Raw genomic sequence first — 13,236 nt, 5'->3', positions numbered from 1 at the left:
TGAGGTGAAAACTGTGGATGTAGAAAACTTTAAATGGGATAGCGAGAATCAAAATGTAAGTTGGTCATTTAACGGAAAACCTATTATTAAAACCTTTCATAATGCTTATTTTGCTTCTATAAATAATCAGAGACAATATGTAATTGTCGAGGCTGGCCAAAATTATTCCCAGGATCAAATTTATTACATTTCTTTCGATGGCTCAACTTTATTTGCAATGGATAAGAGTAATGGAAAAATTAGCTGGCAGTTAAAAGACCAACACGTTGAATTAAATTGCAAAGTTATTCTTCATGCGCAGATATACTTTGAACAGAATCTAGTTATTATTCTATCTTCAGAAAAACAAAACGAAAAAGTACTTAAAGGTTTTTCTCTAGATGGTACGCCGCTTTTTGTTAATCAACCGCCACAAGGTTTTGATTTTAATTATTTGTCAATTTTTAATAATCAGCCCTCTGTCGTCTGTGATGGGGACAAAGCCCACACTGATGCTTACAACAGGAACCGTTGGCATTTTATTATTAATAACCAAACTGGGGAAATGACAAGAGGAAATTTAGCGTATTGACTTTGAAAAGTCTTTTTGGAGGTTAGAGACATCAACAGAGCTCGAGCAACCGGTAGGCACAAACCCAAGCGCATCATCACTCTAACGGTTGCGACCGCCGCTATTGTGGCAAAATCAACCTGAAATAAATTGTAACGGTTGCAGGAGAGCTTATTTTGCATTTTTTAGGCTGCGGGGCTATTTTAATGCGAAATAAGCGCCACTACAACCGTTAGAAATCAAACCGCCCGTTTTTACGCCAAATAAGCGCGTCCGCAACCGTTAGAAATCGCCGCTAGAGCAAAATTTACCACGGCCCCATTAGTATCCAAACATTCAGGCTTACTCCCCCTCCGGAATAAGCCTTTTCATTTGCCGCCACGCGAGTTCCATCCGCCCTCACTTAAACCCATCCGAGTCTATTATCCCAAGCCTAAATACCCAATTTCTAGGGATGTATCAAGTAGGAAGGGTATATATTTTTAACATTGGATTTATAGTAAAATTAATCCAAACTGCCGCAATTTTATTTCCTGAATTTTCCTAGGGTTAAGGTTGGTGTATAGGGTGACTGCGCTTCGCATATCAGGAATCGTGGAAAAAACAAAAGTCGAAGGGCCCGGGCTGCGTTATGCGATCTGGGTGCAGGGTTGTCCGATTCGCTGCGAGGGATGTTTTAATCCGCATACGTGGGAGATGGACGGCGGGGAAATCCGCGAAATCGACGAGATCGTTTCAGATATACAGATGGTCCGAAATGCCTCTCCTGAACTGGAAGGTGTAACTTTCCTGGGGGGCGAGCCGTTTAGTCAGGCGTATGAGCTGAGCGTTTTGGCCAGGAAGGTCAAGGAGATGAACCTGTCGATCGTCACTTTCTCGGGTTATGACTATGACACCATCCGCAGATCCGGCCATCGTGGTTGGCAGCAATTGCTGAAGGAAACCGACCTGCTGATCGACGGTCCGTATATCCAAAGCCAACATGATTTAAGCCGCCCCTGGATCGGTTCGCGAAACCAGCAGTACCGTTTTCTCACGGATCGGTATAAAGAACTGGAGGCCCGTTTACCGAACATCGCGAATAAAATAGAAATACGGCTGCATGCCGATGGCACCATCACCGCTAATGGCATGGCTCAATTGGAGGATTTGGAGCTTTTGCTGGGGCTGGGTTACGAACGTAAGGAGGTTAGGGAATGAGTTTGGAAATTGTGCTGATCCCCGTTGCCATTGCATTAACCAAGGAAATTGCCGAAGGGATCTCCCGGAAACTGGAGAACCGAGAGAACAACCTTTTGATCCTGGAAACGCGCATGAAGGATGAAGCTTTACTGAAGCAAGCGCTCGAGGATTGGGATTGTTCATTCCGTACCGCGGAGGGGGTAGAGGCCGTAAAGTTTGCTTCCTCCGTTACGAACGAGGTTATTTTTACGATCAATGAAACGGGTTGCTACACGCTGATTCTGCCCGAAACGGCGGACCAGGACGCTTATGAAGAGTGGATTGCCAACGTGGAGCAATCTTATACCCGGCTCCTTCAGCAAAAGGTCTATCAGAATCTGGTGGAGAAGGCGAGAAGCCAGGGATTGATCCTGGAACAGGAGGAGCGGCCTAGAGATCGTTCGATCCAACTGACGTACATATTGAATAGATAAGGAGACAGGCATGTTTAGAACGTATACCGAGCGCGGGAAAGCCTGGGAAATCGCCAACAGCTGGTGGATTCTTCTGACTTTGGTTCCGTTCGCGATGACAAGTTTTATCGCTTTTTTGTACATAGGGCTCCGGGTAAAGCTTTGGCGCTGGCAAATCTGGGGGATTGTTTATTTGGCGGGCATGATCGTCGCTTTTTCTACGACGGCTATTGGGATCGGTGCGGCTATCGCGTTGTCCGTGTGGGTTGCGAGCATTATACATGCTTTTAATGTAAGGCCGGTTTTTCTGATTCAGTTGGATGTGTATAAGGCTAATGAAAAAGTAAGGAACCAGCAAAAAATCACCCAAATGAGACAAGAGGCGGAAGCGAAGTTCCAAGCGGCGGGGAGTACGACCCAGTTTAAGCCTCCGGCGCCGAAAAAGAAGACGGAAGCGGATCAGCCGGAACGTGCGGGGAACGAGGAGCACGAGGCCGAACATCGCGAAAAGACGGATGCGCCCGAAACAGATGCACCCGCAGCAGATACGCCCGCAACAAACCTGAACCAAACCGGCAGCGGACGCCGGATCGATTACTAATGAGATGGGGTTGAAAATGTGACTACCGCGAACCCAACCAATAAAACGAAAAAACATCTGGCCAATTTGTTCCGGGCGCGCTTTCCGTACCTTTACATTCAGACCTGGGAGGAGAACCGGATTTTATCCTTGATTCGCGAGGTCGCCCAGGACGCCGAACTTATCAAAACGCCGCGGGAAGTGATGATGTGGCGGGTAACGACCGGCATGATCGACGGGAAAGGCCAAGCGAAGGGGGATACGAAACCGCCCCTGAAGGCGCTGGAATTCATCGAAAAATACGATAAACCGTGCATTTTTGTGCTGCAGGATTTTCATGTGTTTTTTGGCGGGGAATGGCGGGCGCCGGATTATCAGCTCATCCGCAAGCTCAGGGATATGCTGACCAATATCAAGCAGAGCGAGCATCCGATCAACGTTATTTTTACGTCTCCGTTTTTGATGCTTCCGGACGATTTGCAAAAGGACGTCACGATCGTCGATTTCGAGCTGCCTTCCTTTGAAGAGATCAAGGCCGTGCTTGAGGAAATGATTCAAATCAATGAGCAGAGCGGGCGGATTCAGATCGATCTGGATGATGAAGGCAAGGAGCGGTTAGCCAAGGCGGCGCTTGGCCTGACGCTTTCGGAGGCGGAGAACGCCTTTGCCCGCGCCATGGTTGAGGACGGAAAGCTGAATGTCCACGATGTCGAAGTCGTCCTGCAAGAAAAAGAACAAATCATCAAGAAAACCGAAATTTTGGAGTTTGTACGCAGCGATCTGAAAATGGCGGATGTCGGCGGGCTGGAAAATTTGAAGCGCTGGCTGTCCAAACGCAACAAATCCTGGCTGGATTCGGCCCGCAAATACGGGCTGCCGGCTCCTAAAGGGGTGCTGATTACCGGCGTTCCGGGCTGCGGTAAAAGCTTGATCAGCAAATCGATCAGCTCGATGTGGCAGCTGCCGCTGCTGCGGCTGGACATGGGCAAAATTTTCAGGGGAATCGTTGGAAGCAGCGAGGAAAATATGCGCAAAGCGATCAAAACGGCAGAGGCGATTTCCCCGTCGATTCTGTGGATCGATGAAATCGAAAAAGGCTTTAGCGGATACTCCGGGGGCGCCGACAGCGGCACTTCGGCTCGGGTGTTCGGGCAGTTTCTGACCTGGATGCAGGAGAAAACAAGCCCCGTGTTTGTGATCGCGACGGCGAACAACATATCCGCGCTGCCCGCCGAATTGATGCGCAAAGGAAGGTTTGACGAAATTTTCTTTGTGGACCTGCCGACCAAGCGGGAAAGAAAGGATATTTTGAAGGTCCATATATCAAAACGGTTGACGGACCCGGAAGTTTCCGGCGAGTTTGAGCTGACGGATGAAATCCTGGAGCATTTGTCCTCCAAATGCGAAGGTTTCGTCGGCGCCGAGATCGAGCAGTTGGTGATCGATGCTTTATTTGAGGCGTATGCGGAAAGTTCGGCGGTTCGCCTGGAGTTTTTTGAACGGGCCATCGCCAACACCGTGCCGCTTTCGGTGACGCTGGCCGAACAAATCCGCGGGATCCGGGATTGGGCGAACGTTCGGGCGGTGGCGGCAACTCCGAGAGAGGACCGGGAAGAGTACGCGAATGAAGGCCTCGCCAACCCCTACGGGGGAATTCTGGCGGGCACGGGCGAGTTTGATGACGTCCGTTTCAAACGCGGCGGGAGAACGGTTGATTTTTAAGGGGGGAACATGATGGATGAAAAAATACAAATCCGGATATGTCCCGATGGCCGGATCGAAGTGGAGACGCTGGGCATCACAGGAGAGAAATGTAAGGATGTGATCGGGCTGCTTGAAGAGCTGCTGGATGCCGAAGTGGTGGAGACCACTTTGAAGCCGGAGTTTTACGAAACGGATGGGTTAAAGATACGCGAAACGTTAAGGCGGGAGGAATAAAGCGGTGTATTCAACGAGTGAAATCCGTTCGGCCGCGAGAAGAACGGCGCAAGGAGAAGCGGACTTGAGAAAGACCGAGAAACAGCTTGGCTCCCATGTGCAGGAGACGTCTTCCTGGTGGAAAGGCAAGGCCGGGACCGCATTCAAGGAGGATTATACAGGAAAAACCAGGAATGAAATCAACCGGTTGTGTGCGGAGATCCGCGATATAGAGTCGGGACTGGAACGGCTGGCCCGGGAAGTCCAGATCGCCGATGACCGGCGCAGGGCTGAGGCGGCCAAAAAAGCGTTTAAGAGATAATCCGAGATACGGAGTGCGATTGAATGATATTGAATGAACAACATTACCTATGGTTATGTGAATTGACGGGCACCGGGCTGCTGACTTCGCAGCATTCCGGGAGCGTGATGGAAATCGTTCGCGGCCTGCAGCCTTCCCTTGCGGGCCGGGGGCAGGGCGATTTGGCCGAGGCTATGCTGAAGTCCGCCCATTTAGCGGATTGGGAACTGCTTGGACGAGGGGGCGAGCGCGGCTCGGAATGGTTTCTTTTTGCGGATCAAACGCATCGTCAAGGCGCAATCGCCGTCTCGGAACCACGGGCATCGGAGGATTACGATACATATTCGTTCCCGTTGGACGAAGCGATACTTAAACTTCGGGAAATGCTGGTACCCGGGGGAAAGCATGTGTTTACCGGCCTTGGGCCAGGGGGCTGGCATGCCGCATTGCTCGCGGAAGCGCTGGGTGCGGAAGCCGTCGTTTTTGGCGCGCCGACCATGGAAGAGCTTCCGGGGAAGGCCGTCAACTTTGTGGGCGAGGATGATCCGGTAGGGGACCATACCAGGAAGGTCGTTTTTGTGAAACAAGCGGAAGACCTTGGCGAAGCGGACGAAGCCTTTTTGTATAGAAAGCTGGTTTTTGAAGAAAGCGGGAAGGCGGTTGTATCGGCACAAAGCGAATTTTCCCGGTTTGTGAGCTGGTTCTATAATACGGCCGGGACCGTGGAACCCGAGGTATGGAAGATCTTTTTTCCCGGATCGGAAGAAGAGGAGGCGGTGATTCTCGCGGATCTGGGCGTTTACTCCGTTTTCATGAAGGTCGGTGAACTGAATAAAGAGAAGCTTCTTCACGCCATTGACGCAGCAGTGCGATATGCCGCCGGACAATTGGAAACGGGCCGCGATCAGCTGGCAGCCGAACTGGATAAACTGCCTGATGAAAACTATGAAACCTTAGTATCGGAAAAGGCGGAAAAATATGCGATGAAGGCAACGGATTTCGTAATGCGCATCTTTGAAAGCGTCCAGACGGTGCTGATGGGAGTCGCTTTGTTTACGTTGGAGCAGGAAACGTTCGATATGAATACCCCGATTGACAGTTTCCGAACGCAAATCTATGACTTGCTGGACCAGGAATTGGAGCGGGTGAAGGCTTGCCTCGATCAAGCGATCGCCCGCCGGCTGGAAGCCTCCTTCCAGGTTCCCGATTTCGGCTTTGAATGGTAAGGGGAAGACGGATGAGTCAGCGGGCGGTACGGATTTTGCTGGTTATGCTGGCAGGAATGATCATTACTTTAGAAGTGAGCGGATGTATGGGTAAGAAGCAGGAGCCGGGCGCAATCAAGGAAAAAATGTTGGCTTATCTTGAAGAAAAATACGGGGAGGAATTTTTACCCCTTTCTTTTGAATCCAGCGGTTTTGCCTACAGCCATAATACTTTGTGGGCTTACCCCAAAAAGGGACCGAATCCGACAGATTTGAAGTCTGGGGGGCACGTATGGAGGACGGTTCGTACGAGATGAGTGACGGATATTTTGGGATATATATTAAGCCGAAATATGAAGAAATTTTGTCCGGTTTTGTGAGTGAGATATACAAAGATTTCAAGTTGTTCACTGGCTTTAATGAAGGGGTTTGGTCGGACGAACTGAATAAAGACACGAAGATAGAGGATATATATTTGAAGGACAAACTGTTCGGTTCAAATACGGTGATTTTTGTAAAAGAGGATTCTGCCAAGGGGAATGCAACACCGAGCGAAGAGAAAGAGTTATTTTTAAGAGATTACGAAATCATTAAAGTGACTCAAGAGCTTGAAGTGAAAACATATGGGGAGGGGAGCTAAATGGCGGAATTAAGAGAAAGCCAATCAATGCTCCTTTCCGAATTCGGCATTGAATGGTAAGGGGGAAACGGATGAGTCAACGGGCTGTACGCATTTTGCTGGTTATGTTGGCAGGAATGATCATTACTATAGGAGTGAGCGGATGTATGGGTAAGAAGCAGGAGCCGGACGCGATCAAGGATAAGATGTTGGCTTATCTTGAAGAAAAATACGGGGAAGAATTTTTACCCCTTTCTTTTGAATCCAGCGGTTTTGCCTATAGTTACGATACACTATGGGCTTACCCTAAAAATGGTACAAAAGAAGATAGATTTGAAGTATGGGGTTCACGTACAGAAGATGGCTCTTACGGGATGAGTGACGGATATTTTGGAATCTATATCAAGCCAAAATATGAAGAGGTCCTATCCGGTTTCGTGAGTGAAATTTACAAGGATTTTAAGCTGTTCACTGGTTTTGAGGAAGGGGTTATGGCGGATCGTCTGAATAAGAACACGAAAATAGAAGAGATTTATGCTCCCGATGAGTTGTTTTTTTCGGATACCGTCATCTTTGTCAACGAAGATTCAACCAAAGGGATTAGCGATGAAGAAGGGATCAGGAGAATAGCGGAGAAAATGAAAGAACATAAAATGGTTGGATCCGTCCGTTTATATGTCGTATTTAACGATAAGTTTGATTCCATAGGACTTAACGTATTAGATGCAACATCGGCGGAACGAAAGGAACTTTTTCCTCGGCCCCGTCAAATTATTAAAGTGACGCATGATCTTGAAGTTAAAAAATATGGGGAGGGGAACTAATGGCGGAATTAAGCGAAAGCCAATTAATACTCCTCGATAACCTAATTTATTTAAAAGGTGTTGCAAATAGCAGGGACAAAACAGTGGGCGAAATTGTTGATGATTTGCTGAATAATAACAAATTATCTTTAAGCAAGGATCCAAGGACGGGAAAATATCCCGGCTCGATGTCCAGAGATGAATGGATTGGCATTCTTAAAAATATTGAACGGGATCCTCAGCTAAAGGGGTTAACTGTCTTGCATGGGGACCCCGGCTTTGTTTATGACGAAAACGGAAAGATCGTTCAACATAAGCAGACTCCACTGGAAGTGGGGGCACGCATGGCAACCTTTGTTGATTTGGAGACAGACGAAGCTGTTGTCGTCTTCCGCGGCACCTCAGGAGACGCCGAGTGGCATGATAACGGAACGGGTGGTTATTTATCCGATACGGAGATGCAAAAACGAGCTTTGGAATACGTTGAAAGTTTGCCGTATAGCAATATCACGGTAACCGGCCACTCCAAGGGAGGCAATAAGGCCCAGTACGTAGGGATTCTTTCCGATAAGGTGAAACGAGTCGTATCCTTGGATGGCCAAGGGTTTTCCAAAGATTTTATTGAAAAATACAAAGATTTAATAGAAGCAAATAAGCATAAGATTACTTCAATTTCTGCTAGCGATGACCCTGTAAACAGCTTGCTTATTCCGGTTGCCGGGACGATTAAGTACATTCAAACGAGCGATCCCGACAATCCACTCGACATATTTTACTACCATAAGCCAAACATTGTTTTGAATGAAAAAGGCGAGTTAAATGATGAAACGGAACAAGGAGCAGTTTCGAAATTTTTAAATGATTTTACGATTTATGCCAGTACAACTATGCAAGAACCGTTCCGCAGTTATGTGCTCGACGGTTTGCTGGCGTTAAAGGAGAGCGGTCAGGAGGGAACGCCCAAGGAAAGTTTAACGCAATCGATTATTAGCGCAGTTATAGCTTTAAGTCACTTAGATGATTTTGCTCTTTCCAAAGTATCGGACAAATACGGAAATTTTGCCGAACTCGTTGCCGCAGCTCTCGGCACAGCTGTTTTTCCATACATTTTTATTGATGACTTGCTGCATTCAGTTTGGGAAAATTTGAATGACTTAAAAGATTATGTGGTTGCAAAGGTCAAGCAATTTGGAGATTGGCTTAATGACACGATGGATGCTGCATCCAAAAAATTCAAGGAGTTTGGGGAGCATATCGGTGCTGCGTTCTTGACTTTTGCCCAGCAAATTAAAAATGGTTGGGGCGCTATGGTCCAAGGTATGAATAACTTTTTCGCGGATCTCAGACAAGCCGGGGAAGCCGTAATGCAGAAGTTAAACCGGTTTATGGACAAATTCTCTCAGGGAGTCCAAAATTTCTGCAACTGGATTGCCGAAGGCACCAGGAAGGCGATCGAAGCCGCCAAAAATGCCTGGAACAGTTCCGTCGATAAGGTGAAAAGCTGGTTCGGGGACGTGCAAGAGAGCATTTCCAATAAAGCGGGCGAACTGAAAGACGGGATAAAGCATGTAGCCGAAATGACCCGGGAAGGCTTCCGTAAATTTATTGACGCGTCGGTAACCAAAGCGAAGGAGATCGGGAATTGGCTCGTTACCAAATTGGATCAGGCCCGGAAGACGGCGATTGAGATCGGCGCCAAAGTCAGCGCCGCCTTTACGGCGATGGCGGATAAACTGAAGGCGGGTTGGGAGAGCGTGAAAACCGGCATGGCAAATTTGGCCGGGAACATCAAAGAAACCGCCGTTCGGGTTGCCGAGGCGATGGCGCGTTTTGCCCAAACGTTGAGCCGGGCGGTTAAAAGCTTCTGCGATAAAATTGTTGCCGCCTATAAACGAATGATGGAAGGCCTGAAACAAGGCTGGGATAACCTCGTCGGCAATATCACTACGCTTTTCAGCAAAGCGACAAATTTGATCCGTCAGGAAGTTGATGAATTTAAAGACAACGTGAATTCGGCGGTAAGCATGGCCAGGGACAAAGTGACGGATTTGGGGAAACAGGCCATTAAGGGAATTAAGGGATTTACGGGCAAAGTCGTAAAGGGATTGTCCAAAATTTCCGGCGGGCTTCTCATGGTCAGCGTAAATCGGCTTACTGACCTGCAGACCAAATTTAAAAGAACGGACGACGATGTTGTTTCCACAACCAGCCGAATCGTCAACGATGCGGAACGGATCGCGTCGAACGTCTCGCGCGCTTATAGCGAGTCTAACGTGCAGAGCCAAGTTCGCCAGCTGCAAAGGGCGATCGACGATGTAAGGAACCGCCGCAATCAAGTCGCTGCCGAAATGCAGCGGAAAATCCGTTCCCTCGCCATGGCGCGGGATCAATACGTGAGGATCGAACGAATGTTGAAGAGTAATATGGGGAATCTGACGTAATCTAAAGCCATTTGCAAGAAGGCTTAGCACCCTGGGGAACCAAGGAGGGCTAAGCTTTTTTTGACTATATGAATATTCAAAAATATATAACTAAAATCATTGACAAAATATAGTGCATAAGGCAAATTATAATCGTAGAATTGCCTGCATTTTACATAATAAAAAATAACTTGATAGTTTGCCAGGCGATTATACGAGATTTTGACGGAAAGGGAGGGGATAACAAATCCATCAACTTGATCACTTTACGTTTCCAAATGAGAAAGGAGGAATACTATGACAAAAAAATGGCTTCAGACCAGCACCGTTTTGTTCATCGCTTTTCTTTTATCCTTTACTATGAATACCTCTTCTATGAACGTCTCGGCAGCGGGGGATTTTACTCAGGGTGTTGACGTATCCGGCAACAACGTGACTTTATGGTTCAAGTCAAAGGTCGATACGACGTGGGTGGATGTCCATTATAAGGTGAATTCGGGCGTTCAGCAAAATCTCAGAATGACTTACAACGCCGGTGCCGGAAGATACGAGCAATTCGTCGATTCGGCCGCCGGAGCCGTGATTGAATATTTCTTCACTTATAATAACGGCACTCCGGCTTATGACACAACGACCTTCACCTATCGAGGCGCGGGGCAAACGGACCCAACGAACCCAACGAACCCAACGAACCCAACGAACCCAACAGATCCAACAGGCGACTCGATCTACTCGATCCCGGCTTCTTCGATTCCTAATCCTACAGGCGGCGGGGTTAGCCTCAAAGTCATGAACGGCACCGGCGGGGCCTATCCCGACGATCAAATTTATTGGGGAGTTATCGGCAAAAATCCGGCCAACGGCCAATGGAGTTACTTGAATTTGTCCGGACAGCTCGTGCCCATTTCCACCGCTTTAAACGATGCCCCAGGCCACTTAACGAAAAATGGCGCCAATTATGCGAACATCTATCACAAGGTCAGCGACACTTCCTGGGTTAATCTTCCCAAGATCATTTCAGGCAGATTGTTCCTTAGCGTAGGTTCTCCTTTGTATATTAAAACCTTTGACGACGGCTTCGCCGGTCCGGATCTCAACAATCCTACCGATCCCAACCTCGATGTCTATTTTGACTTCGCCGAATTTACGGTGGATGATGCTGGATATCACGGGAACACAACAAGGGTCGATCAGTTCGGCTTCCCGATTCAGCACCGCTTGGTCAACAAGGCGGGAAATTACGACCGGACCGTAGGCGAGTTTGAAGCGGAAACCCGTTCAGGCCTGTTTGCAAAATATCGGAATGAAGTGCCTGCCGAGTTCAAATCGCTGGGAACCTTGCAGGCGCCCTACCGCATCGTCAGCCCTATGATCGGGCCGTTTAAGTCTGGTGGAGCCTATGAAAACTATTTTGCCGGCTACTCTAACATCTCCACCCGCGACATTCTGCTCGGCATCGGCGGCGCCAGCGATCCTCAAGTTTGTGCGGCGCTCAACCGGCATGTATTTACGGCTTCCGATTGGAATGATGTCAGCCAATATTATAAGGCTGCACCGGCCAACTATTATGCAAAATTTTGGCATGATCACAGCATCGACGGACTGGCCTACGGATTTGCCTACGATGACGTAAACGGGCAAGCCGCTTACCTGGAAGTCGGCGATCCCAAAGGTGTGATCGTTAGAGTAGGTTGGTAGACGGCGGCCTATTTTAATTTAGTAGATTGATAAGAGGAAGGACTGAACATATGAGGAATCATAAGAAGAAATTCTCTTTTTTAGTCGTGTTGGCATTATTGATTTCACTTTTCACTCCACTAGGGTTTAACGCGCAGGTATCCCAAGCGGCAGCCGATCAAGCTGCGGCCGCGGCCGATAGCGGCCGGGTTTTGCTGGCCAGCGCCTATCCGGCATGGGACAGCGGCAAAGTTTATCTCGCCGGAGACATCGTCTCCTATAACGGTCAGGATTACAAGGCCAAATGGTGGACTCAAGGCGACACCCCCGGTGCATCGGAGGTGTGGGAGCTGATTACCCCATCGGATGGCACCTATCCGGCATGGAACAGCAGTACGGCCTATGTTGGCGGAAATATCGTTTCTTACAACGGTCAACTGTACAAAGCCAAATGGTGGACGCAAGGGGAGACCCCCGGCGCCTCGGACGTTTGGGAACTGATCGGGGGCAATCCCGATCCGACGGACCCCACGGATCCAACCGATCCGACCGATCCTACCAACCCAACCGACCCGACGGATCCGCCCCTTCCAGGCGGCTTTAAAGTTGTGGGTTACTACCCGAGTTGGGAACCCGGCAAGATCAATACGATTCAATACCATAACCTGACGCATATCAATTATGCGTTTGCTATTCCGACCAGTGAAGGCGGGCTTCTGCCGCTGGAGAATGCCGGTGCCGCCAGCCAAATTATTGAGACGGCTCATGCCAACGATGTGAAGGTTTTGCTTGCGATAGGCGGCTGGTCTTACAACGGAACCCCGCTGGAGAACACCTTCATGGCGGCGACCAATACGCCGGAGAAGATTAAAAAGTTCGGCGACGCCATCGTCGGAATGGCCAAGCAATACGGCTTTGACGGCGTGGATATGGACTGGGAGCACCCGAGAACGGACGGTTCAAGCAAGCAGCAGTATGAAGATTTGATGGTGTATCTAAGCAAGGAGCTTAAAAAACAAAATATGCTTCTCACTTCCGCCGTCCTTAGCGGCGTGACTCCGGAAGGCGTAGTTTATTGGGATGCGGCGGCTCACACCGACAAGGTTATCAATGCGGTGGACTGGTTTAATGTCATGGCTTATGACGGGGGCGACGGCATCAGACATTCCACCTATGAATTTGCCGTGCTTAGCGGAAAGTATTGGAAGGAAACGAGAAAAATGCCCGCGGAAAAAGTCGTTTTGGGCGTGCCTTTCTACGGCAGACCTTCCTGGGCTTCCTATGCCGCTATTTTGCAAGCCAACCCCAATGCCTATAATACCGACGTTTCTATGATCAACGGGATGGAAGCTTACTATAATGGAATTCCGACCATTAAGAAGAAGACCCAGTTTGCCCTGGAGCAGCTCGGCGGCATTATGGCCTGGGAGCTGACCCAGGATACCACCGATTCCAGCAAAAGCTTGCTGCAGGCCATCGGCGATACCGTAAGAGCCTATAATAAATAGTTATTAAAAACGCGAGCAGCAA

General features: G+C 48.8%; 14 protein-coding genes. All 14 read left to right on the top strand.

Annotation, left to right across the window (positions count from 1 at the left end):
* Window positions 1–13 precede the first annotated feature (13 nt).
* Window positions 14–571, top strand: coding sequence for a hypothetical protein (locus tag NYE69_RS25830; RefSeq protein WP_340928556.1), 558 nt, complete (start codon window positions 14–16; stop codon window positions 569–571).
* A 546-nt stretch (window positions 572–1,117) separates the two neighbouring features.
* Window positions 1,118–1,750 (top strand): 4Fe-4S single cluster domain-containing protein, encoded by a 633-nt coding sequence (locus tag NYE69_RS25825; protein ID WP_340928554.1) that lies wholly within the window; start codon window positions 1,118–1,120, stop codon window positions 1,748–1,750.
* A complete protein-coding gene (locus NYE69_RS25820) occupies window positions 1,747–2,205 on the top strand; it encodes a hypothetical protein (RefSeq protein ID WP_340928553.1) in 459 nt (152 codons plus the stop codon). Before NYE69_RS25825 ends, NYE69_RS25820 begins: the two co-directional genes overlap by 4 nt.
* Window positions 2,206–2,215: 10 nt before the next feature.
* On the top strand, window positions 2,216–2,785 hold the full coding sequence (locus NYE69_RS25815) for a hypothetical protein (RefSeq protein WP_340928551.1): 570 nt from the start codon (window positions 2,216–2,218) through the stop codon (window positions 2,783–2,785).
* Window positions 2,786–2,803: 18 nt separating this feature from the next.
* Window positions 2,804–4,486: an AAA family ATPase gene (locus NYE69_RS25810; protein WP_340928549.1), complete on the top strand. Its 1,683-nt coding sequence runs from the start codon at window positions 2,804–2,806 to the stop codon at window positions 4,484–4,486.
* Window positions 4,487–4,498: 12 nt separating this feature from the next.
* Window positions 4,499–4,702 (top strand): DUF2997 domain-containing protein, encoded by a 204-nt coding sequence (locus NYE69_RS25805; RefSeq protein ID WP_340928547.1) that lies wholly within the window; start codon window positions 4,499–4,501, stop codon window positions 4,700–4,702.
* Between the two features lie 4 nt (window positions 4,703–4,706).
* A complete protein-coding gene (locus NYE69_RS25800; RefSeq protein ID WP_036620960.1) occupies window positions 4,707–5,003 on the top strand; it encodes a WXG100 family type VII secretion target in 297 nt (98 codons plus the stop codon).
* A gap of 23 nt (window positions 5,004–5,026) precedes the next feature.
* Window positions 5,027–6,208, top strand: a complete 1,182-nt coding sequence (locus NYE69_RS25795; protein ID WP_340928544.1) for a hypothetical protein — start codon at window positions 5,027–5,029, stop codon at window positions 6,206–6,208.
* A gap of 11 nt (window positions 6,209–6,219) precedes the next feature.
* Window positions 6,220–6,504 (top strand): hypothetical protein, encoded by a 285-nt coding sequence (locus NYE69_RS25790; RefSeq protein ID WP_340928542.1) that lies wholly within the window; start codon window positions 6,220–6,222, stop codon window positions 6,502–6,504.
* Entirely contained in the window at window positions 6,480–6,827 is a 348-nt protein-coding gene (locus NYE69_RS25785; RefSeq protein ID WP_340928540.1) for a hypothetical protein, read from the top strand. Before NYE69_RS25790 ends, NYE69_RS25785 begins: the two co-directional genes overlap by 25 nt.
* A 71-nt stretch (window positions 6,828–6,898) precedes the next feature.
* Window positions 6,899–7,630 carry a hypothetical protein gene (locus tag NYE69_RS25780; protein ID WP_340928538.1) on the top strand — a complete coding sequence of 244 codons (732 nt, stop codon included), beginning with the start codon at window positions 6,899–6,901 and terminating at the stop codon, window positions 7,628–7,630.
* A complete protein-coding gene (locus NYE69_RS25775; RefSeq protein WP_340928536.1) occupies window positions 7,630–10,050 on the top strand; it encodes an Mbeg1-like protein in 2,421 nt (806 codons plus the stop codon). The genes NYE69_RS25780 and NYE69_RS25775 overlap by 1 nt, the downstream gene beginning before the upstream one ends.
* Window positions 10,051–10,326: 276 nt before the next feature.
* Entirely contained in the window at window positions 10,327–11,727 is a 1,401-nt protein-coding gene (locus NYE69_RS25770) for a glycoside hydrolase family 64 protein (RefSeq protein ID WP_340928535.1), read from the top strand.
* 50 nt (window positions 11,728–11,777) lie between these two features.
* Window positions 11,778–13,214 carry a glycosyl hydrolase family 18 protein gene (locus NYE69_RS25765; RefSeq protein ID WP_340928533.1) on the top strand — a complete coding sequence of 479 codons (1,437 nt, stop codon included), beginning with the start codon at window positions 11,778–11,780 and terminating at the stop codon, window positions 13,212–13,214.
* Window positions 13,215–13,236 lie beyond the last annotated feature (22 nt).

The organism is Paenibacillus sp. FSL R5-0527 (assembly GCF_038008055.1).
In the GTDB taxonomy this organism is placed as follows: domain Bacteria; phylum Bacillota; class Bacilli; order Paenibacillales; family Paenibacillaceae; genus Fontibacillus; species Fontibacillus macerans.
This window is presented reverse-complemented; position numbering and strand designations above follow the sequence as displayed.

Excerpts from the sequence above, each read along its gene's own strand:
- NYE69_RS25775 (WP_340928536.1), top strand. The coding sequence starts at position 7,630 with ATGGCGGAATTAAGCGAAAGCCAATTAATACTCCTCGATAACCTAATT.
- NYE69_RS25820 (WP_340928553.1), top strand. The coding sequence starts at position 1,747 with ATGAGTTTGGAAATTGTGCTGATCCCCGTTGCCATTGCATTAACCAAG.
- NYE69_RS25805 (WP_340928547.1), top strand. The coding sequence starts at position 4,499 with ATGGATGAAAAAATACAAATCCGGATATGTCCCGATGGCCGGATCGAA.
- NYE69_RS25780 (WP_340928538.1), top strand. The coding sequence starts at position 6,899 with ATGAGTCAACGGGCTGTACGCATTTTGCTGGTTATGTTGGCAGGAATG.
- NYE69_RS25795 (WP_340928544.1), top strand. The coding sequence starts at position 5,027 with ATGATATTGAATGAACAACATTACCTATGGTTATGTGAATTGACGGGC.
- NYE69_RS25790 (WP_340928542.1), top strand. The coding sequence starts at position 6,220 with ATGAGTCAGCGGGCGGTACGGATTTTGCTGGTTATGCTGGCAGGAATG.
- NYE69_RS25770 (WP_340928535.1), top strand. The coding sequence starts at position 10,327 with ATGACAAAAAAATGGCTTCAGACCAGCACCGTTTTGTTCATCGCTTTT.
- NYE69_RS25765 (WP_340928533.1), top strand. The coding sequence starts at position 11,778 with ATGAGGAATCATAAGAAGAAATTCTCTTTTTTAGTCGTGTTGGCATTA.
- NYE69_RS25785 (WP_340928540.1), top strand. The coding sequence starts at position 6,480 with ATGGAGGACGGTTCGTACGAGATGAGTGACGGATATTTTGGGATATAT.
- NYE69_RS25815 (WP_340928551.1), top strand. The coding sequence starts at position 2,216 with ATGTTTAGAACGTATACCGAGCGCGGGAAAGCCTGGGAAATCGCCAAC.